This is a genomic window from Longimicrobiaceae bacterium (assembly GCA_035936415.1).
Lineage (GTDB): Bacteria > Gemmatimonadota > Gemmatimonadetes > Longimicrobiales > Longimicrobiaceae > JAFAYN01.
In genome coordinates, this window is sequence record DASYWD010000404.1 from 1 (window position 1) to 24,691 (window position 24,691).

The 24,691-nt window shown below is 70.8% G+C and carries 17 protein-coding genes; 11 read left to right on the forward strand and 6 right to left on the reverse strand.

Annotated elements, in window-relative coordinates:
• From VGR37_16425 to VGR37_16440, 4 genes are all read left to right on the forward strand, one after another.
• Positions 1 to 531 (forward strand): TolC family protein (locus VGR37_16425; protein ID HEV2148993.1); only part of this gene is annotated, 531 nt, incomplete at its 5' end.
• 16 nt (positions 532 to 547) lie between these two features.
• On the forward strand, positions 548 to 3,772 hold the full coding sequence (locus VGR37_16430; GenBank protein HEV2148994.1) for an efflux RND transporter permease subunit: 3,225 nt from the start codon (positions 548 to 550) through the stop codon (positions 3,770 to 3,772).
• Between the two features lie 21 nt (positions 3,773 to 3,793).
• Complete coding sequence (locus VGR37_16435; GenBank protein HEV2148995.1) at positions 3,794 to 6,952, forward strand: efflux RND transporter permease subunit; 3,159 nt, start codon at positions 3,794 to 3,796, stop codon at positions 6,950 to 6,952.
• Complete coding sequence (locus VGR37_16440) at positions 6,949 to 8,172, forward strand: 6-bladed beta-propeller (protein HEV2148996.1); 1,224 nt, start codon at positions 6,949 to 6,951, stop codon at positions 8,170 to 8,172. Before VGR37_16435 ends, VGR37_16440 begins: the two co-directional genes overlap by 4 nt.
• Positions 8,173 to 8,264: 92 nt before the next feature.
• On the opposite strand, the gene VGR37_16445 is transcribed toward VGR37_16440, so the two are convergent.
• The 3 genes from VGR37_16445 to VGR37_16455 form a co-directional block, all read right to left on the reverse strand.
• Complete coding sequence (locus VGR37_16445) at positions 8,265 to 8,981, reverse strand: L,D-transpeptidase (GenBank protein HEV2148997.1); 717 nt, start codon at positions 8,979 to 8,981, stop codon at positions 8,265 to 8,267.
• A gap of 79 nt (positions 8,982 to 9,060) precedes the next feature.
• The gene (locus VGR37_16450) at positions 9,061 to 10,323 is read right to left on the reverse strand and encodes an MFS transporter (GenBank protein ID HEV2148998.1); all 1,263 of its coding nucleotides are present in this window, start codon (positions 10,321 to 10,323) and stop codon (positions 9,061 to 9,063) included.
• Positions 10,324 to 10,522: 199 nt separating this feature from the next.
• Positions 10,523 to 11,992, reverse strand: a complete 1,470-nt coding sequence (locus VGR37_16455; protein ID HEV2148999.1) for a 1-acyl-sn-glycerol-3-phosphate acyltransferase — start codon at positions 11,990 to 11,992, stop codon at positions 10,523 to 10,525.
• Positions 11,993 to 12,206: 214 nt separating this feature from the next.
• On the opposite strand from VGR37_16455, the gene VGR37_16460 reads away from it, so the two are divergent.
• Positions 12,207 to 13,364 (forward strand): glycosyltransferase family 2 protein, encoded by a 1,158-nt coding sequence (locus VGR37_16460; protein HEV2149000.1) that lies wholly within the window; start codon positions 12,207 to 12,209, stop codon positions 13,362 to 13,364.
• Between the two features lie 100 nt (positions 13,365 to 13,464).
• A complete protein-coding gene (locus VGR37_16465; protein HEV2149001.1) occupies positions 13,465 to 13,656 on the forward strand; it encodes a hypothetical protein in 192 nt (63 codons plus the stop codon).
• A gap of 33 nt (positions 13,657 to 13,689) precedes the next feature.
• On the opposite strand, the gene VGR37_16470 is transcribed toward VGR37_16465, so the two are convergent.
• The 3 genes from VGR37_16470 to VGR37_16480 are packed head-to-tail and all read right to left on the reverse strand — an operon-like array spanning position 13,690 to position 15,415.
• Positions 13,690 to 14,481 (reverse strand): creatininase family protein, encoded by a 792-nt coding sequence (locus tag VGR37_16470; GenBank protein HEV2149002.1) that lies wholly within the window; start codon positions 14,479 to 14,481, stop codon positions 13,690 to 13,692.
• Positions 14,478 to 14,816 carry an MGMT family protein gene (locus VGR37_16475; protein ID HEV2149003.1) on the reverse strand — a complete coding sequence of 113 codons (339 nt, stop codon included), beginning with the start codon at positions 14,814 to 14,816 and terminating at the stop codon, positions 14,478 to 14,480. The genes VGR37_16470 and VGR37_16475 overlap by 4 nt, the downstream gene beginning before the upstream one ends.
• Positions 14,817 to 14,830: 14 nt before the next feature.
• Positions 14,831 to 15,415, reverse strand: a complete 585-nt coding sequence (locus tag VGR37_16480) for a hypothetical protein (protein HEV2149004.1) — start codon at positions 15,413 to 15,415, stop codon at positions 14,831 to 14,833.
• 384 nt (positions 15,416 to 15,799) lie between these two features.
• On the opposite strand from VGR37_16480, the gene VGR37_16485 reads away from it, so the two are divergent.
• The 5 genes from VGR37_16485 to VGR37_16505 all read left to right on the forward strand — a co-directional run.
• Positions 15,800 to 17,794, forward strand: coding sequence for a class I SAM-dependent DNA methyltransferase (locus VGR37_16485; GenBank protein HEV2149005.1), 1,995 nt, complete (start codon positions 15,800 to 15,802; stop codon positions 17,792 to 17,794).
• Complete coding sequence (locus VGR37_16490) at positions 17,791 to 19,689, forward strand: ATP-binding protein (protein ID HEV2149006.1); 1,899 nt, start codon at positions 17,791 to 17,793, stop codon at positions 19,687 to 19,689. Before VGR37_16485 ends, VGR37_16490 begins: the two co-directional genes overlap by 4 nt.
• Complete coding sequence (locus tag VGR37_16495) at positions 19,676 to 20,989, forward strand: restriction endonuclease subunit S (protein ID HEV2149007.1); 1,314 nt, start codon at positions 19,676 to 19,678, stop codon at positions 20,987 to 20,989. Before VGR37_16490 ends, VGR37_16495 begins: the two co-directional genes overlap by 14 nt.
• The gene (locus VGR37_16500) at positions 20,986 to 23,970 is read left to right on the forward strand and encodes a type I restriction endonuclease (protein HEV2149008.1); all 2,985 of its coding nucleotides are present in this window, start codon (positions 20,986 to 20,988) and stop codon (positions 23,968 to 23,970) included. The genes VGR37_16495 and VGR37_16500 overlap by 4 nt, the downstream gene beginning before the upstream one ends.
• Positions 23,971 to 24,151: 181 nt before the next feature.
• The coding region (locus VGR37_16505; protein HEV2149009.1) for an IS110 family transposase at positions 24,152 to 24,691 on the forward strand (540 nt) is incomplete at its 3' end.

Genomic DNA, 24,691 nt, shown 5'->3' on the forward strand with positions numbered 1-24,691 from the left:
GCCGGGCACCGGGTGGGCGCCGCCCGCGGGCAGCGCTGGCCGCGTGTGAACGCGGACCTGGGCTACAACCGCTCCTTCCGCGGGCCAGACTACGAGGCCGTCCCCTCCTTCCTCAACCCGTTCGACCCGTTCGACCGCGCCTTCAACTTCGGCCTCTCCATCCAGCTCCCCGTCTTCGACGGGTTCCGCAGCTCGGCGCAGGTGGCGCAGGCGGACGCCGGGCGCACCCGGGCGCAGGAGACCCTCCGCGCTACCCGGCTCGCCGTGGAGCGCGAGGTGCGCAGCGCCCTGATCGACCTGGAGAACGCCTTCCGGGCCTCGCAGCTCTCCGAGCGGGCCGCCCGGCTGAGCCGCGACCGGCTGGAGATGGCGCGCGAGCAGTACCGCCTGGGGGCCATCTCCTTCACCGAGCTGCAGCAGGTGGTGGACCGCACCGCGCAGGCCGAGCGCGACGCGCTGCGCGCCCGCTTCGAGTTCGCCAACGCGCTCGCCACGCTCCAGGAGCGGGTGGGCGCGCCGGTCGGGGCCTGACCCGGAGACGCCGCGCATGTCGCTCCCCAAGCTCGCCATCACCCGCCCCGTCGCCGTCGCCATGTTCTTCCTGGGCGTGGTCTTCCTGGGGGTGCTCTCCTTCGTCCGCCTCCCCATCGACCTCCTCCCGGACGTCGCCTACCCGCGGCTGGTGGTCTACACCACCAACCCCGGCGTGGCCCCGGCGGAGGTGGAGCGCTTCCTGACGGAGCCCATCGAACAGGCGGTGAGCACCGTCCCCGGCGTGCAGAAGGTGGAGAGCGTGAGCCGCGAGGGGAGCTCGCTGGTGACGGTGCGCTTCGCCTGGGGCACCGACATGGACTTCGCCGCGCTGGGCGTCCGGGAGAAGCTGGACAACCTCCGCGACGCCCTCCCGGAGATGTCTTCGCGCCCCACGGTGCTGCGGACCGACCCGCGCAGCGAGCCGGTCATGGCGCTCTCCGTGGCCGGACAGCGCGACCTCCCCGCCCTCAAGGAGCTGGCCGAGTCCGTGTTCCGCCGCCGGCTGGAGCAGATCGACGGGGTGGCGCAGGCCACGGTGACGGGCGGGCTGGAGCGGGAGATCCAGGTGGAGGTGGACCCGCACCTGATGGAGAGCCACGGCCTCACCATCGCAGACCTTTCCGCGACGCTGGCCGCCGCCAACGCGAGCGCCCCCGGCGGGACCATCCGCCGCGGGCGCTACCGCTACTCGCTCCGCACCCTGGGCGAGTTCCAGAGCGTGGAGGAGATCGGGCGGGTCCCCGTCACCCGCGGCGGGGTGCAGGGCGCGCTGGGGCAGTCCGCGGCGGGTGCAGGTGCGCAGGCGGGCGCCGCCCCGCGGGGGGAGCTCCTGCTGCGCGACGTGGCGCGGATCACGGACGGCTTCCGTGAGCGTGAGTCCATCGCCCGGTTCAACGGCCAGGAGGCGGTGGGGCTGCTGGTGTTCAAGGGCGTCGAGGCCAACACCGTCCGCGTCGCGGAGGAGGTGGAGAAGGTCCTGGCGCAGCTCCGGCGCGAGTACCCCGAGGTGAAGCTGGAGGTGGCGATGAGCCAGGCCGGGTTCATCTCCGACGCGCTCGCCAACGTGGTGCAGGAGGTGATCCTCGGCGGGATCCTGGCCTTCCTGGTGCTCTTCCTCTTCCTGCGCGAGGTGCGCTACCCCATCGCGGTGGCGCTCGCCATCCCCATCTCGCTGATCGCCACCTTCGCGCTGCTGCAGGCCGCGGGCGTCTCGCTCAACCTGCTCAGCCTGGGGGGGCTGGCGCTGGGCGTGGGGATGCTGATGGACAACTCCATCGTGGTGCTGGAGAACATCTTCCGGCACCGCGAGCGGGGGCTGGGCCCCGCCGCCGCCGCCGCGCTGGGCGCGGAAGAGGTGCAGCGGGCGATCACGGCGTCCACGCTCACCACGATCGCGGTCTTCGGCCCCATCGTGTACGTGGAGGGGGTCGCCGGAGAGCTGCTGGGCGCGCTGGCGCTGGCGGTGGCCTTCTCGCTCCTGTCCAGCATCGGGGTGGCGGTGACGCTCCTCCCCATGCTGGCGGCGCGCTGGGGCGAGGGCGCGGGCCGCCCCCCGGGGCGGATCTCCCGCGCCTTCAGCCGCGTCTTCGGGCCGGGACTGGACGCCTTCGACCGCGGCTTCGCGCGCTTCACCGGCGCCTACGAGCGGCTGCTCGCGCTGGGCATGGCGCACCGGGCGCGGACCCTCGGCATCGCCTTCCTGCTCCTGGGCGTCGGCGTGGCGGTGGGGCTCTCGCTGGAGCGGAGCGTCCTCCCCGACGTGGACCAGGGCGCCTTCCGCGCGCGGCTGGAGATGCCGCGCGGCACCGCGCTGGAGGGGACGGCGGAGGAGGCGGCCCGCCTGGAAGCCCTCTTCCGCGCCGACCCCGCCGTGGAGGCGGTGTTCACGCGCGTCGGCCGGCAGACGGCCATCGCGGGGATGGACGAGTCGGAGAGCGGGACGCACACCGCCACGCTGGAGGTGCGGCTGCGCGGCGGCTCCGGCACGGAGGAGACGCTGCGCCGGCTCCGGCCGGCGCTCGCCGCCCTCCCGGCGGGGACGGTCGCCATCGAGTCCGGGCAGGCCACCGCGCTCGGGAGGCTGCTGGGCGGCGGGGACTCGGACCTCGCGGTGCGCGTCCGCGGCGAGAACCTGGACGCCGCCCTCGCGCACGCCCAGGAGGTGCGGAACCGGCTCGCCGGGGCCTCCGCCGTCACCAACGTGCGCCTGGGCACCGAGATGGGGCAGCCGGAGATGCGGGTGGAGATCGACCGGGAGCAGGCCGCCCGCTTCGGGATCGAGCCCCGGAAGGTGGCCGAGACGGTGGAGGCGTACATGAAGGGCACGCGGGCGACGGAGTTCGTGGACTTCGACCGCAAGGTGCCCGTGGTGGTCCGTCTCCCGGAGGCGGAGCGGCGCTCCCTGGCGACGCTGGAGACGCTGCGCGTGGACGGGGTGCCGCTCCGGGAGCTGGTGCGGGTGCACACCGCCTCCGGCCCCTCGGAGATCCGGCGCATCGACCAGAGCCGGGTGGTGGTGGTGCACGCGGACGTGGCCTCCGGCGGGGTGGACGAGGCGGTGGGGGCGGTGCGCGCCTCGCTCGCCTCGCTCCCCGCGCCGCACGGGCTGCGGACCGAGATCGGCGGGGAGAACGAGGAGATGCGGAAGGGCTTCCGCGCCCTGGCCTTCGCCTTCCTCCTGGCGCTGCTCCTGGTCTACATGCTCCTGGCCGCGGAGTTCGAGTCGCTGCTGCACCCCTTCATCATCCTCCTGGCCGTCCCGCTCGCCGCGGTGGGCGCCACGGTGGCGCTCTGGGTGGCCGGGGCGGGGATCAACACCATGAGCCTGATAGGCATGGTGATCCTGGTGGGGATCGTGGACAACGACGCGGTGGTGAAGGTGGACTTCATCAACCAGATGCGGCGCGAGGGGATGAGCCGCCGCGAGGCGATCTTCGCCGCCGGGCACGCCCGCCTCCGCCCCATCGTGATGAACACCGTCACCGCCATGCTCGGGATCCTCCCCATGGCGCTGGCCATCGGCCCCGGGGCGGAGCTGCAGGCCCCGCTCGCGATCGCGGTGTTCGGCGGGCTCCTTTCCGCGACGGCGCTCACGCTGGTGGTGATCCCCGTCGCCTACGACGTGCTGGAGGAGCTGGGGGAGCGGATCGGCGCCTGGTTCGGCGGCCCCGCCCCGGCTCCCGCGGCCGCGCCCGAGCCGGCCGTGGGCGCCGGCGCCGGGGTCGCCATGGGCGACTGACACCGACCGGCGATCAGACAGGTGATCCGCCTCTCCATCCGCCGCCCCATCGCCGTCGCTATGGCGTACGCGGCCGTCGCCCTCCTGGGGGTGGCGGCCTGGCTCCACATCCCGGTGGAGCTGCTCCCCGAGACGCAGCTCCCCCGGCTCAACGTGAGCGCCACCTGGCGCGGCGCATCGCCCGAGGCCACGGAGGCGTTCCTGACCTCGCCGCTGGAGGCCGCCATCCAGCAGGTGCGCGGGGTGGAGAAGGTCTCCTCCGTGTCCGAGGAGCAGAACGGCGCCGGCAGGGCCAGCATCTCCGTGGAGTTCGCGCGGGGGACGGACATGGACTTCGTCCGGCTGGAGCTTTCCGAGCGGCTGGCGGCGCTGGACGAGGACCTCCCCGAGGGGGCGGGCCGTCCGACCGTGGAGAGCTACGTCCCCCAGGAGTTCCAGGACCAGAACCGCCCCTTCCTCCGCTACACCGTCACCGGCCCGTACACGACCGAGGCGCTCCGCGCGTACGTGGACGAGACGATCGCCCCGGAGCTGCGCCAGGTGGACGGCGTGGCCGACGTGCAGGCCCAGGGCGGGCGCGGCCGGCTCCTGGAGATCGCGGTGGACGAGAAGCGGGCGCTGGCGCTGGGGCTGGACCCGGAGCGGATCCGCACCCGCATCCGGGAGCTGGAGTACGTCCGCGAGGCCGGGGTCGTGCGCGAGGGGGGGACCGAGCACACCCTGGCGATCCGCCAGCGGCCGGAGAACGCCGCGGAGGTGCGGCGCCTCCCGCTGCTCACCGACGGCGGGCGCATCGTGCGGCTGGAGGACGTCGCCGTGGTCCGCGACACCTACGAGGACCCGGTCGCCCACTACCGGATCGACGCCCAGCCCGCCGTGTCCTTCGTGGTCATGAAGGAGATCGGCACCAACGCCGTGCAGGTGGCGGACCGGGTCAAGGCGCGCCTGGAGCAGCTCGCGCCCGCCCACCCCCGCGGCGCGCGGCTGATCCTGGACGACGACGAGAGCGACGCCATCCGCGCGCAGCTCACCGACCTGCGCGGGCGGGCGCTCTCCGGCGGGGTCATCGTCTTCGTGGTCCTCCTCTTCTTCCTCCGCTCCTTCCGCTCCGCCGCGATCGTCTTCTCCAGCATCGCCTTCTCGGTCCTCATCACGCTCAACCTGATCTACTTCGGCGGGCTGACGCTGAACGTGCTGACGCTGATGGGGCTGGCGATGGGGTTCGGGCTGGTGATCGACAACTCGGTGGTGGTGCTGGAGAACATCTTCCGCCGGCGCAAGCTGGGCGACCCGGTGGAGGAGGCGGCGCGCCGCGGCGCCGGGGAGATGGTGCTCCCGGTGCTCGCGGCGACGGCGACCACCATCATCGTCTTCGTCCCCTTCGTGTACCTGCAGGGGGAGCTGCGCCTCTTCTACGTCCCGCTTGCCATCGTGGTGGGGTTCACCAACCTGGCGAGCCTGTTCGTCACCTTCACCTTCATCCCCGCCCTGGCCGGGCGCCTCCTCGGCGCGAAGGGACCCTGGAGCCGCGAGCCCGCCGCCGCGAACGCCGCAGCGGCGCCGCCCGTGGAGGAGCGCCCCCCGCTCTACGTCCGCGTGTACGGGGGGATGATCCGCGGCTCGCTCCGCTGGCCCTGGGTGGTGATGGTGGCCTCGCTGCTGGCGCTGGGCGGGTCGTGGTACCTGTTCGACAAGTACGTCACCCGCGGGACGGTGTGGCGCCCCTGGTGGGAGCAGCAGTCGTACATTGCCATCAACGTGAACCTCCCCCGCGGCGAGGAGCTGGCGCGCACCGACGAGCTGACCCGCTACTTCGAGGAGCGGCTGCGGGCCATGCCGGAGGTGGAGCGCTTCGTCACCAACGTGTACCCACAGGCGGCGCGGATCCGTGTCACCTTCCCCGATTCGCTGGAGAACACCGGCATCCCGGTGGCGGTCAAGGAGCAGATGGAGGCGTACAGCCACCTCTTCGGCGGGGCGGAGGTGCGCGTCTACGGCTACGGCCCCTCCTTCTACGGCGGCGGCGGGAGCCCGCCCAACTACTCCATCCAGGTCCTGGGCTACAACTACGAGACGGTCCGCGGCATCGCGGAGGACCTGGGGGAGCGCCTGAAGCGATTCTCCCGCATCCAGGACGTGGACACCAACTCGTCCGGCGCGTGGTACTCGCGCGACAAGGCCACGGAGGCGGTGCTGCGCGTGGACCGGCAGCGGCTGGGGATGCACGCGCTCTCCGCGCGGGACGTGGTCGGCCGCGTCGCCACGGCCGTGGGCGGGCAGTCGCGCAAGGACGTGCTCCGCATGGGGGGGGAGGAGCTGAGCTTCGCCATCCGCACCGGCGACCGGGAGCGGATGGACCTGCTCGCCCTGCAGGAGCTGCTGATCCCCGCCCCCTCGGGCGAGGCGGTGCGCCTGGCCGACGTGGCGACGCTGGAGGAGCGCGAGGTGCTCTCGCGCATCCTCCGTGAGGACCAGCAGTACCAGCGCACCATCAGCTACGAGTTCCGCGGCCCCACCAAGCTGGGCGACCGCGTGCGCGACGCCGTCGTGGCATCCACGCGCCTCCCGGCCGGATACACCATCATTGGCAAGGAGGAGTGGCGCTGGTCGGACGAGGAGCGGGGACAGATCTGGGGGGTGCTCGCAGTCTCCCTGGTGCTGATCTTCATGGTGACCGCCGCCCTCTTCGAGTCGCTGCGCCTCCCGCTCTGTGTGCTGGGGACGGTGCCCATGGCGCTGATCGGCGTCTTCCTAACCTTCTTCTTCACGGACGCCAGCTTCACGCGCGAGGCCTTCATCGGGGTGATCATGATGGGCGGGGTGGTGGTGAACAACGCCACGCTCCTGGTGGACCACGTCAACCAGCTCCGCCGCCGCGAGGGGCTCGCGCTGGAGCCCGCCATCGTGCAGGGGACGCTGGAGCGGGTGCGCCCCATCCTGATGACCAGCGCGGTCACCATCCTGGGCCTCCTGCCACTGGTGGTGCTCAGCGAGGCTGCGGACGCCAACATCTGGAACGCGCTCGGCTACGCGCTCCTGGGCGGGCTCGCCAGCTCAACGGTGCTGGTGCTCACCGTCACCCCCGCGCTGTATCTCCTCTTCGAGCGCGGGCCGGAGCGGAGGAAGCTGGCCGCGCGCACGATCCCCGTTCCTCCCCTCCCCCACCCGGAGCCGGTATGACGTACTCGCATCCGCGGCCTCTCGCCCTCGTTCCGCTCGCCGCCCTCGCTCTCGCCGCCTCCGCCTGCGGGCGCGACGGCGGCGCTGCCGCGGGACGGTGGGAGGGCACCGTCGACACCCTGCCCGGCGGCGCCGTGCGGGTACAGAACCCCGAGCACGGCATCTGGAAGGCGGGAGAGGGGTGGATGCTGGTGGAGGAGCTCCGGATCGGCTCGGCCGAGGTGGACGGGCCGGAGCTGTTCGGCCAGGTGGCGGCCCTTACGGTGGATCCGCTGGGGAGGATCTACGTCCTGGACGACCAGGCGAAGGAGGTGCGTGTCTTCGACGCCCGGGGGAAGCACGTCCGCTCCTTCGGGCGGAAGGGGGGCGGGCCGGGGGAGTTCGAGAGCCCCGGCTCCCTCGACTGGGACCCGCAGGGGCACCTCTGGATCGTGGACCAGAGCAACGCCCGCTTTTCGGTGTTCGACACCGCGGGCGCCTTCGTGACCAGCCACCGGCGCCGGGGCGGGTTCTCCATGGTACCCTGGCCCGGTGGGCTGGACGCGCAGGGGCGCGTGTACGACGCAGCCATGCTCCCGGGAGGGACGCTGTTCCGCACCGGGCTGGTGCGGCTGGACGAGCAGTTCGAGCCCGCCGACACCTTCCGCACGCCGGAGTACGAGCAGGCCGCGTTCTTCTACAAGGACGAGAAGGGGACCACCCGCATGTCCGCGGCGGTCCCGTTCAGCCCCGCGCAGACGTCGAGGCTGGACCGGGAGGGGCACCTGTGGATCGGGACCACGGACCGCTACCGCCTGCACCGGATCACCATCGCGGGAGACACCACGCGCATCGTCGAGCGCCCCTTCACGCCCGTCGCGGTCTCCTCCAATGAAAAGGACGAGGCCGTGAAGAACCTGAAGTGGTTCACCGACCAGGGGGGGAAGATCGATCCGTCCCGCATCCCCGGGAAGAAGCCCGCCTTCACCGGCTTCCAGGTGGACGAGGAGGGCTATCTCTGGGTCTGGCCTGCGGTCGCGGAGGGGGAGGAGGGGAGCGTGATCGACGTCTTCGACCCGGAGGGGCGCTATCTCGGGCAGATCCGCTCGGAGGCGAAGATCGGGGCCCGCGGGAGGTTCGTCGTGCGCGGCGACCGCCTCTACACGGTGGTCACCGACGAGCTGGAGGTCCCGTACGTGGTGCGCTACCGGATCCAGGGGCGGACGCCTGCGGGAGCCTGACCGCCGATTCCCGGTGAACGCAAAACGGGCGGCTCCAGGCAGATGAGCCTGGAGCCGCCCGCTCTCGTGCTGGCGCCGAACCGACCCGCGGCTCAGCTCCCCGAGCCGGAACCGGAGCCGGAGCCGGAGCCCTGCCCGCTCCCGGACACCACGCGGATGGGGATGGGGTTGGGGACGACGACCTCGTAGCGCTGCTTGCGGTTCTCCCGCGCCTGCCGGTACCACGCCTCGTCCTTCCCCGCGCCCCCCGCCTCCACCACCTGCCGCGCCAGCTCCAGCGCCACCTGGTTGGACACGCGGAAGGAGCCGTGCGAGACCGCCTTCCCCAGCGACGACTCGTCGTTGGTGCCGTGGATGCTGTTCGGCGCCTGGTACACGAGCTGCGCCCGGCCTAGCGGGTTCTCCGGGTCACCCGGCTCCTTCACCTCCTCGTCCTTGGCCCACTCCTCCTGGGGCGGGATCCAGCGGGGGTTCCAGATCACCTGGCCGATGGTCCACTCGCCCGTCGGGGTGGGCCACTCCTTGCTCCCCACCGCCACCGGGTGCGTCGTCACCTGCTGTCCGTCGCGGTAGACGTACAGCTTGCGCTCCGCCAGGTTCACCTCCAGGCGCATCGGCGGCGGCGAAGGGGGCTGCGGCTGCACCGCCGGCGCCGGCGCCACCTGGGGCTGCGGAGCGGGCTGCGCCTCGGGTGCCTGCACGACCTGCCGCTGCGCCACCGCGTCAGCCTCGTCGTCGCCGCCCCCACACCCGGCCAGGAGCGCGGGGATCAGCGCCGCGCCCGCGAACGTTCGGAACAGTCGTAGCATCTGCGATCTCCTCTCCAGGGTTCGCGCGGTCCTGAAGCAAAGACTGTGCGACACGGACCGTCCGCCCGCGGCGGGGCCGCTATCCGGCCGCCGCGGGCGCGCTCCCCGGCTCCGGCCTGGGGCGCGTGTACTCCTCGATCCCCATCCCCAGCCCCAGCGTCGCGAGCACCAGCACCGCCCCCGTCCAGAAGGGCACCCCCACCCCCAGGTGGTCGAACGCCCACCCCGCCCACAGCGGCGCCAGCACGCGCGCCGCACCGCCGTAGCTCTGCTGCACCCCCATGTACACCCCGCGCTCGTACGGCGGGATCACCCGCGACAGGATCGAGGTGATGCAGGGGAAGGTGAAGGCCGTCCCCAGCGGCACCAGCGCCAGCGCCCCCATCAGCGCCAGCGTGCGCAGCGGCACCTCCACCACACCCCACCCGCCCGGGAGCACGGAAAGGTCCAGCGTGGCCGCCCCCCCGATCCTCCACGTCAGCGGGAGGAGCGCCAGCCCCGACGCCAGCAGCATCTGCCCGATCCGCGACAGCCGCGCCTCCCCCAGCCGGTCCACCGCCCGCCCCAGGACCACCGCCCGCGCCAGCACGGAGATGGCCCCGTTGTAGGCGTACACCAGGCCGATGGTCTTTTCCGTGACCCCGAAGCGCGTGGCGAGGAAGAGCGCCAGCAGCGCCGTCATCATCTGGAAGGCCCCCATCCCGATGGAGTAGATCCAGATCATCCGCGGCGCGGGCTCCCGCGGGTGGGCGAGCACCTGCCAGACCACCTCCCGGGGCCGCACCGGGCGGGTGGTGGACGACCGCGACCGCGCCCCCGCCACGTCGTGCGACTCCTCCAGGAAGAACCAGGCGAACACCATGTTGGCGACGCAGAGCCCGGCCGCGAAGAGCCCCGGGGCGTGCTCGCTGATCCCCATGCTGAGCGATCCGATCACCGGCCCGATGGTCACGCCCACGTTGGTGGCGGCGGAGAGCCACCCCAGGCTCCGGGCGCGGTTCTCCGGCTCGGTGGCGTCGGCGACGTACGCCTGGATCACGCCCACCGTCCCGCCGCCCGCCCCCTGCACCAGGCGGGAAAGGAGGAGCACCCAGAGCGAGCCGGCGTAGGCGAAGATCACGTACGCGATGGCCGAGGCGCCCAGCCCCACCAGGAGCGCCGGGCGCCGCCCGAACCGGTCGGAGACCCGCCCCCAGAGCGGGGCGCTGAGGAGCTGCGCGACGGCGTACGCCGAGACGAGGACCCCCACCACCAGCCCGCCCCCGCCCATCCGCACGGCGTAGAAGGGGAGGAGGGGGATCACCATCAGGAGCCCCACCATGTCCACGAACGCCGTGACCATCAGGACGGCGAGCTTCCCGAACCGCTTATCCAGGGGTCACCTGCGGCCCGGATGGCGGGCGCGGACGCGGACGCCCCGGAGACGGCGGGCGTCTCCGGGGCGGGGCGCGGACGCTGCGGCGGACGGGGTTCCGCGGGCGGTCTTCATGCCCCCGAATGTACCCGCCTCCCGGACCCGGGCGAAAGCCCCGCGCGGGGGCTCACGCCGCCCCCGGGCTCGCGGCGGGGCCGCCCACCAGCGAGGGAACGGCCACGGCGCGGGGCACGAGGTGGGAGATGGAGTTCGCGTAGTAGCGCAGCAGGGGGAGCTCCTCCTCGCGCGCCGAGAAGAGCCCCTCCGCGTCCTCGTGCACGACGCGCCGGAGGACCAGCATCCGCAGCCCCACGGTGAGCGCGTAGTCCCGGTCCCGCCGCGGGACGTAGATGCGCGCCCCGGACGCCTCCAGCTCCCCGATCAGCCTGTGCAGCTCGGCCTTGAGCTCCAGCTCCCCCCACGCGCGCCGGGGAGCGCGCGCGAACACCGTCGCCACCAGGGCCACCGGGACCACCGGGATGGTCCGCCCCACGGCCTCCATCAGCGTGCGCCCCAGCTCCTCCACGCGCGCGCGCCGCTCCTCCGGAGGGAGCGAGGTGAAGTCCACGCCGTGCCCGGCGCAGTACTCCCGCATGGACACCGGCGAGCCGAAGTTTACGCACGCGTAGCCGAAGCGGTACCAGCGGTTGCGGGCGGCCAGGAGGAGGTTGCGGCCCACGAAGCGCAGCGTGTTCGCCACGCCGCGGAGGCGGCCGGGCCGGGGCGCCTCCGGGTCCAGGTCCCGGAGCAGGGTGCGGTCCTCCAGCACCCGGTCGTAGTTGATCCCCACAGGGACGAAGACCAGGTCGCGCTCGCCACACGGGTCCCAGGAGCGGACCAGGTAGTCCAGCAGGCCCAGCTTCGGCGGGCGCAGCTTTCCGTCGCGGCTCAGGCCGCCCTCCGGGTAGACGGCCTGCGTGACCCCCGCCGCGGTCGCCATCGCCACGTAGCGCTCCAGCACCCGCCGGTACAGCTCGTCGCCGGAGTTGCGGCGGACGAAGTAGGCCCCCATGGAGCGGATCAGCATGTGCAGCGGCCAGATGCGCGCCCACTCCCCCACCGCGTAGCTGACCGCCGCCCGGCTGGCGGCCAGGTACCCCACCAGCACGTAGTCCATGTTGCTGCGGTGGTTCATCACGAACACCACCGCGGCGCCGCTCCGGATGCGGGCCAGCCCGTCCTCGTCCGCGTACCCCAGCCGCACCCGGTACAGCAGCCGCGCCACGCGCCGGCCGATCCAGTACCCCACGCGGAAGTACAGGTACGCGTTGAAGGCGGGGACGATCTCCCGTGCGTAGCGCTCCACGCGCGCCATGACCACCTCGCGCGGGACCCCGCCCTCCCGGGCGTGGGCGTCCACCGCCTCCATGACCCGCGGGTCGTAGGTGAGCCGGTCGATGAGCACCTGGCGCTTGGTGAGCTTGAACGGCGGCAGCTCGATGCGCAGCCGGGTGTTGATCTCCTCGATCACCCGGTTGGTCCGCTGCCGGACGAACCAGCGGGCGCCGGGGACCAGCAGCCGGTCCAGCACCGACCAGGCGGCCAGGACGCCCAGGAGGAGGAGCAGCCAGAGGGGGAGGGCGACGGACTGCGTCATGGGGACGCTCCGGGGCGGGGGTCGCGCAGCGCGCCGGGAGACGGGGGCGCATGGAGGCAAGGTAACGCGGCGGCGGGAGCCAGGGAACGATCGGCGCCGGCGCGCCGCACGCGGAGCCCCTCGCCCGCCGGATCCGGCACCGGGCCCGCCCGCGCGGGTATGGAGCGCATCCGCGGCCCCGGGCCGCCCCCTACGCTCCAACCCACGACCGCCGATGACGCGCGATCCCTGGTTCTGGCTCGCGCTCTTGGCGGCCCTCTCCGTGGCGGTGCTGTTCGTACAGGGGCTGCGCGGCGCGCGCTCCCTCCGCCGCCTGGACGAGGTCCCCCCCGTCCCGGACGCGGAGGCGCCGCCCGTCTCGGTGGTGATCGCCGCGCGCAACGAGGAGCGCGACATCGAGCACGCCCTCGCCTCGGTGCTGGCGCAGCGCTACGGCCCGCTCGAGGTGGTGGTGGTGGACGACCGCTCGGCAGACGCCACCGGCGCGATCCTGGACCGCATGGCGGCGGAGAACCCCCGCCTGCGGGTGGCGCACGTGGCGGAGCTGCCGCCCGGGTGGCTGGGGAAGAACCACGCCCTGCACGTGGGCGCCGCGGCGGCGCGGGGGGAGTACCTGCTCTTCACTGACGCCGACGTGGTGATGGAGCCGGACACCCTCGCCCGCGCGGTGGGCTACGTGCGCGCGCACGGGATCGACCACGCCGCCGCGGGGCCCCGAGTGGAGCTGCCGTCGCTGCCGCTCCGCGTCTTCGTGGTCCTCTTCACCCTCTTCTTCTCCATCGCATTCCGCCCCTGGAAGGCGCGCGACCCGCGGAGCCCCGCCCACGTCGGCGTGGGCGCCTTCAACCTGGTGCGCGCGGAGGCGTATCGCGCCGCGGGCGGGCACCGGCCCATCCGGATGCGCCCGGACGACGACCTGAAGCTGGGGAAGCTGATGAAGAAGCACGGCTTCCGGCAGGACTTCCTGGTCGGCACGAAGTCGCTGCGGGTGGAGTGGTACCGGACCTTCGGCGAGCTGGTGCGGGGGCTGATGAAGAACAGCTTCGCGGGGGTGGACTACCGGCTCGGGTTCGTCGTCGCGACCACCCTGCTGCAGCTCCTGGTCTTCGTCCTCCCCTGGGTCGCCGTCTGGCTCACCGGCGGCGCGGCGCAGCTCCTGTTCGCCGTCGCGGTGCTGCTGATGTTCACCATGTACGCCGGTACGGCGCGGACGCAGGGGGTGAGCCCGCTCTACGGAGTGTTCTTCCCCGTCGCCACGCTCGCCTTCCTGTACATCGTCTGGCGCGCCGTGGTGGTCACCCTCGCCAACGACGGGATCGACTGGCGCGGCACGCACTACCCCCTGGACGAGCTGCGCGCGAACGAAGTGTAGCGGAGCAAGACCAGGCGCGGAGAAGCGGCGGAACGTCGCTTGCGGGATCCGTCCTCCCCCGAAGCCCTTCGGAGCAGGCCACTTCGACAAAGGAGGCACCATGCGGGACCGCGACCGCAGCCGCGTGGACGTAGACGGCGACAAGCAGGCCGCCGACACCGACCCGATGAGCAAGATCCCCGGATCGCTGGACGACACGGAGAACGCGTCGGCCTACGCGAACCGCAAGGACCAGCGGGACACCACCTCCCTCGCGCCCGAGGACGCGCGTCTCCGCAACCGCGACCGGTAGGGCCGCCCGGGAGGCGGGGGCGGCCCCGGAGGCTCACTCGTACAGGTCGGCCGGATCGGCTGCGGCCAGCTCCACCAGGAAGGCGGCGATGCGCTCCGCCACCGCGTCGAGGAAGGCGCGCCCCTTCTCCGCCGCGGCGGCCGAGGGGTCGCCCACGCCGGTGTCGGCCGAGACTGCCGTCCAGCGGCGGGGAGTCCACGCCCACCCCTCCCGGAACGCCGCGATCCTCGGCCGGCGCTCGGTCCCCTCCCCCGCCTCCGCGAGCGGGAGCACCAGCCCCGGGGCGACGTGCAGGGTGACGCTGGTCTCCAGCTCCCCGGCGTGGTCCCCCGGCTGGGCGAAGAACTGGGCCGCGTCCACCACCTTCCACCAGTTCACGGCGGCGAGGAAGACCCGGGTGCGCGGCTGAAGCTCCCGGATCATCTGCCGGAAGTCGTTGCCGCCGTGTCCGTTCAGCACCACCAGCTTGCGGATCCCCTGCCCCTCCAGCGAAGCCACGAGGTCCGCGAGCAGCGCCGCCTGCGTGCTGGGGTTCACGTTGAGGCAGAGGGGGATGTCCAGCTGCCCCGTCTGCACGCCGAAGGGGACGGTGGGGAGCACCACCGGCCGCGCACCGGACTCCCAGGCGCGCCGGGCGGACTCCGCGGCCACGTGGTCGCACTGGAGGTTGTCCGTGGCGTACGGCAGGTGGAAGTTGTGCGCCTCCGTGGCGCCCCAGGGGAGCACGGCCACGTCGTACCGCGTGTCGCGCACCGCCTTCCAGGTGGTCTCCGCCAGGATGTAGGGCCGTCCCCCGAGGCGGGAGGTCCCGTCCTGCTGCGTCATCGCTCCTCCTCCTGGCTTGCTCCGTCCCAGCCGAACCGCTCCAGCGAGAGGCGCCCGCGGGCGTCGAACTCCACCCCCTCCCGCTCCAGCCGCAGCCGCTGCGTCACCGCGCCCCCCGACTCGGGGCCGCGGAGGCTGATCCCGCCCCGCGCGTTGACCACCCGGTGCCACGGGACGGCGCTGCGCTCCGACACCGCGGCGAGTGCGTAGCCCACCCTCCGCGCGTGCCCCGCGAGGCCGGCGAGCGCGGCCACCTGCCCGTAGGTCGCCACCCGCCCCGGCGGGATGCGCCGCACCACGGCGTATACGCGCTCGTAGTCGCCCGCGGGGCTCAACGCTCCCCCCGCGCCTACGGCACCGCGTCGAAGGTGCGCAGCACCGGGTAGGTCCGCGCGTCCCCGAGCCCCTCGTCCAGCAGCCCCCAGGCCGCGAAGCCGTCGTCCGAGCGCGGCTCCAGCAGCACGAAGGCCAGTCGCCCCAGCGGCTGGTCCACCGGGACCACCAGCGTCCCCGCAGGGACCTCCCGCTCCGCCGCCCCGGCGTACCGCCCCCACAGGGTGCGCTCGCGGCGTCCCTGGAACTCCTGCTCCGCCACGCGGGTGGAGTCGATCCGGAACTCCTCCACCCGCAGCCGCACGGGGCGCTCCAGCGCGCGGAAGCGGACCCCGTGCGCCCCGAGCCGCTCGACCGCGGTGGCGAGCGAGGGGGGGACCAGGTAGGCCCGCGGCGCGCGCTCCGTCTCCGCGGCCTCGAAGCCGATGAACTCCGGCATCCGCTCCGGGCGCCGCACGTCCAGCCGGCGCATCATCGGCTCCCCGGTGTAGGGGTGGCGCTCCTCGCGCACCGCGCCCATAAGGATCTCCACCGGCTGCGGGGAGCGGCGGAGCCGGGCCCGCACGGCCCGCTCCCGCACCTCGGAGGAATACGTCTTCATGGCTCCAATCTCTCATGCGTTGGAGCCTCCGACAATCCCGGCGCGGTTCAGGCCATAAAGGTCCTCCTGGCCAGACTCCGAAGGTCGTGCAGTGAAGCAGGCAGTACCATTCGTGTGCTCCCTGTCGGAAGGACACGACCCGCTCTGGCAGAAGCACCGTTCGCGACGTAGCTTGCCCGCAGGACAGGTGACAGCGGAGTGTTCTCGCTCGATTCTCCCCTCCCTTCTGGCGTCACCGGCTGTAAGGGGGTCAACGCTCCGGGGCCCCTACTTTGCCCGACTCCGGGCACGGGTCTTGGATCCAAGACTGCTCGTGGTGGTGCCGGCGTAGTTCCCCAACACTCTGACCGTAGACAGGTGGTGATAGCTTCTCCCCACGATACCGTGACCTTCCGCGAGCTCACCGGCTTCATCTGGTCCGTCGCCGACCTGCTCCGTGGCGACTACAAGCAGGCGGACTACGGCAAGGTGATCCTCCCCCTCACCGTGCTCCGCCGTCTGGATTGCGTGCTTGAGCCCACCAAGCCGCAGGTGCTCGCGCGCGCCGACCAGATGCAGGGGGCGGCGCCCGCGCTCCGTGAAGAGGCGCTGAAGCGCGTGGCGGGCCAGCCGTTCTACAACACCTCCAAGTTCGACTTCGAGCGGCTGAAGGGGGCGCCGAACGACATCGCGGCGAACCTGCGCAACTACATCAACGGTTTCTCCGGGGCCGCACGCGACATCCTGGAACGGTTCCGCTTCGACCAGCAGATCGCGAAGCTGGACGAGGCCAACCTGCTCTACCTCGTGGTGCGCCGCTTCGCGGAGATCGACCTGCATCCGGGGCGGGTTCCCAACGAGATGATGGGGTCCATCTTCGAGGAGCTGATCCGCCGCTTCTCGGAGGCCTCCAACGAGACGGCCGGAGAGCACTTCACCCCGCGCGAGGTGATCCGCCTTATGGTGAACCTCCTGCTGACCGAGGATGACGACACGCTCAGCCGGCCGGGGGTCGTGAAGACGCTCTACGATCCGGCGGCCGGTACGGGCGGCATGCTCTCGGTGGCGCAGGATTGGGTCCGGGAGCACAACCGCAAGGCGGACCTTCAGGTCTTCGGGCAGGAGCTCAACGACGAGAGCTACGCCATCTGCAAGGCAGACATGCTCATCAAGGGGCAGAACCCGGAGAACATCGCCCGGGGCAACTCCTTCAGCGAGGACGGCCACGCGGGGCGCACCTTCGACTACATGCTCAGCAACCCGCCCTTCGGCGTGGACTGGAAGAAGGTGCAGAAGGTGGTCGAGGACGAGCACAAGACCATGGGGTACGCCGGCCGCTTCGGCGCGGGCACGCCCCGAATCAACGACGGATCGCTCCTCTTCCTCCAGCACATGCTCTCCAAGATGAAACGGGAGGGGAGCCGCCTCGCCATCGTCTTCAACGGTTCGCCCCTGTTCAGCGGCGACGCCGGGAGCGGCGAGAGCGAGATCCGGCGCTGGATCCTCGAGAACGACTGGCTGGAGGCGATCGTCGCCCTGCCGGACCAGCTCTTCTACAACACGGGGATCCACACCTACGTCTGGGTGCTGACCAACCGGAAAAGCGCACGGCGGCGCGGTAAGGTCCAGCTCATCAACGGGGCGGACCTGTTCCACAAGATGCGGAAGTCGCTCGGGAACAAGCGCAACGAGATGGGCTCCGCGCACATCGCGGAGATCACCCGCATTCACGGCGAGTTCGCCGAGGGCCCGCGCTCGAAGACCTTCGACAACGAGGACTTCGGGTACCGCAAGATCACCGTCGAGCGGCCGCTACGGCTGAACTTCCAGGCCTCCCCGGAGCGGATCGCCCGGCTGGAGGAGGAGCGCACCTTCCAGGGGCTCGCCACCAGCAAGAAAAAGGGGGAGCGGGGACAGCAGGAGATCGAAGAAGGAAGGAGGCTACAGGAGCGGATCCTCGCCGCGCTCCGATCCATGGCGCCGGAGCCGGTCTACCGGAGCCGGCCTGAGTTCAAGCGGGTCCTCAAGCGCGCGCTCGACGAGGCTGGTCTATCCCTGCCGGCCCCGGTGCAGAAGGCGATCCTCTCGGCGCTCTCGGAGTGCGACGAGACGGCGGCGGTGTGCACGGGCAAGGGCGGCGCCCCGGAGCCGGACACGGACCTGCGCGACACGGAGAACGTGCCGCTCACGGAGGACGTGCACGCGTACTTCGAGCGGGAGGTGCGACCGTTCCTGCCTGATGCGTGGATCGACGAGGACCGGACCAGGATCGGCTACGAGATCCCCTTCACGCGGCACTTCTACGAGTACACGCCGCTTCGACCGCTGGAGGAGATCGAGGCGGAGATCCGGGAGCTTGAGGCAGAGATCGAGGGGATGCTGGAGGAGGTGCTCGCGTGACCGCTGCGGAGCTGCTCCAGCAGTTGAACGAGCTGGACGAGTGCCCGCGTATCGAGGCGAAGACCGGCACGGAGGCCGGCAAGTCGGCGCTCCAGACGGTGTGCGCGTTTGCCAACGAGCCGCGGCTCGACGGTGGGCACCTCCTGTTCGGCGTCGCCCGCTCGGACGACCTCTTCGGCTCCCGCTATGACGTGGTGGGCGTCCCCGACCCGGATAAGCTCCAGGCGGACCTCGCCTCCCAGTGCCGATCGATGTTCAACCGGCCGATCCGCCCGCGGATGTGGGTCGAGTCTCTGGAGGGCAAGCCGGTGGTCGGCGCCTACGTCGCTGAGAGTCAGGCGGGCGACAAGCCGGTGTTCTTCGAGGCGCAGGGGCTCCCCCGGGGCGCGTACCGGCGGATCGGGTCGGCCGATGTCCGGTGCACCGAGGACGACCTCCTGGTTTTCTACGGGGAGCGGCAGCGCGGCGCCTTCGACCAGACGCCGCTGCCGGACGCCGAGATTGGGGAGCTGGACCCGGACGCGATCGCGGACTACCGCCGGGAGCGGGCTCGTAAGAGCCCGGGGGCGGAGGAGCTGGGGTGGTCGGACGAGGACCTGCTCCTCGGCATCGGCTGCGCGGTCCGTCGCGAGGGACGGGTGGTGCCCACCGTGGCGGGTGCGCTCCTCTTCGGTAGCCGCCCCTTATTGCGCCGGCTCTTCCCGATGATGCGGCTCGACTACATCCGCGTCCCCGGACGCGTCTGGATTGAGGACCCGGAGCGACGCTTCGAAACGGTGGACATGCGCGACGCGATCATCCGCCTGATCCGGCGGGGAGAGGCGGCCATCCTCGACGATCTGCCGAAGCGGTTCCATCTCCCTCCCGGCGAGCTCCAGCGCCGGGACGAGCCGCGGGTGCCCGACCGCGTGATCCGTGAGGCGCTGGTCAACGCGCTGATGCACAGGAGCTACCGCACCCACGGCCCGACGCAGATCATCCGCTACGCCAACCGCATCGAGATCCGCAACCCCGGCCACTCGCTCAAGGCGGAGGACCGACTCGGCGAGCCGGGATCGGACCCGCGGAATCCCCTCATCGCCTCGGTCCTGCACGAGACGGACTTCGCCGAGACGAAGGGGAGCGGGATCCGGGTGATGCGGCGCCTCATGCGGGACGCGAACCTCTCGCCGCCGACCTTCGAGTCCGACCGCGCGGCCGACGAGTTCGTGGCGACCTTCTTCCTGCACAACCTGCTGGACGACGAGGATCTCGCCTGGCTCGCCCACTTCTCTGAGCTGAAGCTCACCAACGATGAGGCCAAGGCCTTGGTGCACGTCCGGGAGGCGGGGCGGATCACCAACGCCGAGTACCGGGACCTCAACGGGGTCGATACCCTGGATGCGAGCGCGCACCTGCGGCGGTTGCGCGACGCTGGCCTTCTGGAGCAGCACGACCGTGGCGCCGCGACCTACTACACTCCGACCCACCGCCTCCTGCATCCGACGGCAGCCCTCTCGGAAGTGGTGGAGGAACCTGTAGAGCCGGGGGAGGAACCTGTAGAGCTGGGCGAGCAACCTGTAGGGTTGGAGGGAGAACCTGTAGGGCACGGGGAGGAACCATCAGGGCTTGCTGAGGACGCGGGGCTGGACCTGCCCCCAGAGCTCATGATGGCCGTCATGCGCCTGAACCGGTGGACGCCGCAACCGGAGCTGCGCCGCCTGATCCGCCGCCTGTGTCGCTGGCGCCCCCTGAGCGCTGAGGAGCTGGCGCGGATCGTGGGCCGGGCGAAAACCTACCTCCAGAGCACGTACATCGGTCCCATGGTACGGGCGGGCGAGCTGGAGTACACCAACCCGGAGAAGCCGAGCGACCCTAACCAGAAGTACCGAGCTACCTCTGATGCCAGTAACTGATTCGCTGAGCATGCGGTGGGAGTTTGCACCGCTCCGACGTCTTCTCCGCGGCATCGACCAGGGCTGGAGCCCGACCGCGGAAGATCGGACCACTGAGCCGGATGAGTGGGCGGTGCTGAAATTAAGCTCCGTAAGCCGTGGGACCTTCCGGCCCGATGAGCACAAGGCACTCCCCGCGGAACTCGATCCCGTCCGGCGGCTGGAGGTGCGACAGGGCGATCTTCTGCTGACCCGGGCGAACACACCCGAACTCGTGGGAGACGTGTGCGTTGTTCCGGAGGTCCGTCCCAACCTCATGATGTCCGACCTGATCTATCGCCTCCGGCTGGACACGGACCGACTGGACCCCCGCTTCATGCAGTACTGGCTCCTCAGCTCGCCGGGACGGGATCAGATCGCGCGGGACGCCCGAGGATCCAGTCAGTCGATGGTGAAGATCTCTCAGCAGACGGTTCGGTCGTGGCTCATCCCCGTGCCTTCGCTGGAAGAGCAGCGGGCCATCGCCGGCTATCTCGACGAGAAGACCGCCGCCATTGACGCGCTGATCGCCAAGCGCGAGCGGCACGTCGAGTTGCTTGAGGAAGAGCGGCAGGCGGCGCTGGCTCGGGTGATGACGTCGGGGGTCGCTCAGCCGGTATCCGTCAAAGCCAGCGGCCTCGACTGGCTCGGCGAGATCCCGTCGCACTGGACTGTGACGCGCCTGCGCCATGTCGTGCCCGAGATCACCGTTGGCATCGTCGTGACCCCCTCGCGCTACTACGTCGAGCACGGAGTCCCCTGCCTGCGATCCCTGAACGTACGGCCGAACGCACTCGCGGAGGAGGATCTCGCGTTCATCTCGCCTGAAAGCAACACGGTGCACCGCAAGTCGATCATCCGGTACGGCGATCTCGTCGCTGTCCGCACGGGGAATCCCGGCACGACTGCGGTAGTAGACGAGCGCTTCGATGGCGGCAACGCCATCGACTTGATCATCATCCGGCGCTCCCCTGCGTTCGACTCCCATTTCCTGAGCTACTTCATGAACTCGTCCCTGGCTCGGCACCAGTTCGCGGCGGGTTCGGAGGGCGCTCTTCAGCTCCACTTCAACGTGGAGACTGCGAAGGATCTCCTGATCCCACTTCCACCGCTGGAGGAGCAACGGCGAATCGCGGCGCATCTCAGCGATGTGAACCTACGGAGGGACGAACTCGTTCGCGCCATCCAGACACAGATCGATAAGCTCTGGGAGTATCGCCAGACCCTGATCTCCGCCGCCGTTACCGGCCAGGCTCCCGTCCGCGAGGAAATTCCCGCATGAGCACAGCCGCCGTCCACACCGAGCGCGCTCTCGAGGACGCCGTCGAGGCCGCCCTGCTGGACCGCGGCTGGATCAAGGGCGCCCCCGCCGCGTTCGACCGCGAGCGGGCGCTGGATCCCACGCACCTCTTCCCCTTCATTGAGGACACCCAGCCGAAGCTCTGGGCCGAGCTGCGGGCCCAGCACGGCGTCCAACTCGAGGGCACCTTCCTCTCGGTGCTGGAGAAGTATCTCGAGTCGCACGGCACCCTCGGCGTGCTCCGGCAGGGCATCAAGTTCTACGGGAGGAAGGTCGAGCTGGCGTACTTCCGTCCCGCGCACGGGCTGAACCCGGAGGCGGCGGAGCGCTACGCGAAGAACCGGCTGGTCGTGACCCGCCAGGTGAAGTTCATCCCGGGGCACGAGGACTCCATAGACCTGGTGCTCTTCCTCAACGGCCTGCCGGTCGCCACAGTGGAGCTGAAGAACGAGTTCACCGGCCAGAACGTCTGGGACGCCGTCGCGCAGTACAAGCGCCGCGATCCGAAGCACCCGATCTTCCGCTTCGCCAAGCGCGCCCTGGTCCACTTCGCGGTGGACCCGGACCTGGTCTACATGACCACGCGGCTCGTCGGCGACGGCACCTACTTCCTTCCCTTCAACCGCGGCCGCGACGGCGGCGCCGGCAACCCGGAGCACCCGAGCGGCTACCGGAGCGGCTACCTGTGGGAGGAGGTCTGGGAGCGGCACAGCCTCCTCGATGTCCTCGGCCGCTACATGCACCTCCAGCGCGAGGAGCGCTGGGTGGACGGGCAGAAGCAGACGAAGGAGATCCTCCTCTTCCCCCGCTTCCACCAGCTCGACGCCGTCCGCGGGCTCACCGAGACCGCCCGCGCCGAGGGCCCCGGCCGGAGCTACCTGATCCAGCACTCCGCCGGGAGCGGGAAGACCAACAGCATCGCCTGGCTCGCCCACCGCCTCGCCAGCCTGCACGACGACGAGGACCGGAAGGTCTTCGACTCCGTGATCGTCATCACCGACCGCGTGGTGCTCGACCGCCAGCTTCAGGACGCCATCTTCCAGATCGAGCACAAGCAGGGTGTGGTCGCGCGCATCGAGCAGAACTCCGTGCAGCTCGCCGACGCGCTCTCGTCCGGAACGCCGATCATCATCACGACCCTGCAGAAGTTTCCCTTCGTGACACGGAGGATCGGTGAGCTCCCCGGGCGCACCTACGCCGTGATCGTGGACGAAGCGCACAGCTCGCAGACCGGCGAGTCCGCCCGCCACGTCCGGGAGGTACTCGCTCCGCAGAGCCTCGAGGAAGCCGTGGGCTACGGGGCCGAGAGGGAGGGGGATGATTACGAGGACCGCATCGTTGAGGTGATGCGCTCGCGGGGCCGCCAGCCGAACCTGGCCTTCTTCGCCTTCACCGCGACCCCGAAGGGAAAGACCCTGGAGATGTTCGGCCGGCCGGGACCGGACGGGAAGCCGGAGCCCTTCCACCTCTACACCATGCGGCAGGCCATCGAGGAAGGCTTCATCCTCGACGTGCTCCAGAGCTACACCACGTACGCCGTGTTCTGGCGCCTCGCCAAGACGGGGGAGGACGACCCCGAGCTGCCGAAGCGGAAGGCCGCCGTCTCGCTGGTGCGCTTCGCCACGCTCCACCCGCACAACATCGCCCAGAAGACGGAGATCATCGTCGAGCACTTCCGGGCCAAGGTGCGCCCCAAGATCGGCGGCCGCGCGAAAGCGATGGTGCTCACCCCGTCGCGGCTCCACGCCGTACGCTACCTGCGTGCCTTCCGGAAGTACATCGCCGAGAAGGGCTACGACGACATACACCCGCTGGTGGCGTTCTCCGGCACCGTGTTCGACCCCGACACCGGGCAGGAGGACACCGAGGCCGGGATGAACCAGATCGCCGAGACCCAACTCCCGGAGGAGTTCGCCACTGAGCGCTACAACGTGCTGATCGTCGCCAACAAGTACCAGACCGGCTTCGACCAGCCGCTCCTCCACACGACGTACGTGGACAAGCGGCTCGCGGGTGTGCAGGCCGTGCAGGCGCTCTCACGACTTAACCGCACCCACCCGGGCAAGGACGACACCTTCGTCCTCGACTTCGTCAACGCGGCCGAGGAGATCCAGGCTGCCTTCCAGCCGTACTACGAGCAGACCTCGCTCGCCGAGCAGGCCGAGCCGCACCAGCTCTACGAGCTCCAGACGAAGCTGGACGCGATGCAGGTCTACCACGCCTCCGAGGTGGAGGCGTTCGCGAAGGTGTTCTACAAGCCGAGGGAGAAGCAGACCTCCGCCGACCACGCGCTCCTGTATAAGCACTGCGGGCCCGCGGTCGATCGCTTCCGAGCACTGGAGCCGGAGCGGAAGGAGGAGTTCCGGGAGACGCTGGGGGCATACGTGCGGCTCTACGCCTTCCTCTCGCAGATCACCCCGTGGCAGGACGCCGACCTTGAGAAGCTCTACTCCTTTGGCCGGCTCCTCCTGACCCGCCTCCCCAGCGAGGACGGCGGTGCGCCCCCGGACCTCGAAGGCGACGTCCAGCTTCAGTACTACCGTATCCAGAAGACCCGCGACGAGGAAACCATCCAGCTCCTCGCGGGCGAGGGCGGCACGGTAAAGGGCCCGACGGCTGTAGGGACGCGCATGGCGGAGGAGGACGAGATTCCCCTCTCGCAGATCATCGACGTCCTCAACGAGCGCTTCGGCACCAACTTCACCCCCGAGGACCAGCTCTTCTTCGAGCAGATCACCGCGACCGCGCGGAAGGACGAAGAGGTAGTCCAGCGAGCGCACGCCAACGCGTTCGACAACTTCTCTCTCGCGATCCGGCAGAAGATCGCCGACTTCATGATCGACCGGCTCACCCAGAACCAGGACATTGTGACCAAGTACTTCAACGAGTCCGAGTTCCAGGAGATCGCCTTCCGCGAGCTGGCCCAGCGGATCTACGACGACATCCGCGGAGAGGCGGCATAGCGCCTCTCACTGCCTGTGACCGCCCTGGCCCGTCCAGTCGGCCCAGGAGCAGGACGCGCGGCACGGGGACGCGCCACTGGAGGCAGCGTGTTCACCTATTAACACATAGTTAGATCCTATGTAGGAGGGGGCCGTCGCGAGTAAGCTTTCCTGGAGGCCATCACTCAACCAGGAGGAGCTTATGAATCCCGCAACGACCCCCAAGCCGACAAACTCCACCGCGCCCGTGCTGTGCCTCAGCTGGGAGCTGGGCATCTCGGAGTGGAAGATGGCCTTCAGCACGGCCCTGGGTCAACAGCCACGACGGCGGACGATCCCGGCCCGCGACCTGGCGAGAGTGCAGAAGGAGGTCGAGGGGGCGAAGGCATACTTCGATTTACCCTCGGACGCGCGGGTGGTGAGCTGTTACGAGGCCGGGCGCGACGGCTTCTGGCTGCACCGGGCGCTGTGCGCGCAGGGGATCGAGAACCAAGTGGTGGACTCCTCCAGCATCGAGGTCAACCGACGAGCGCGGCGGGCGAAGACGGACCGGCTCGATGCGGGCAAGCTGCTCGACCTGCTCTGGAGATGGCTCCTGGGGGAGAAGAAGTGCTGGAGCATCGTGCGGGTGCCGAGTCCCGAGGAGGAGGACCGCAGGCAACTGCACCGGGAGCTGATGACGACGAGGAGGGACCGCACGCGGGTGACGAACCGCATCCAGGGGCTGCTCTTCGCCCAGGGC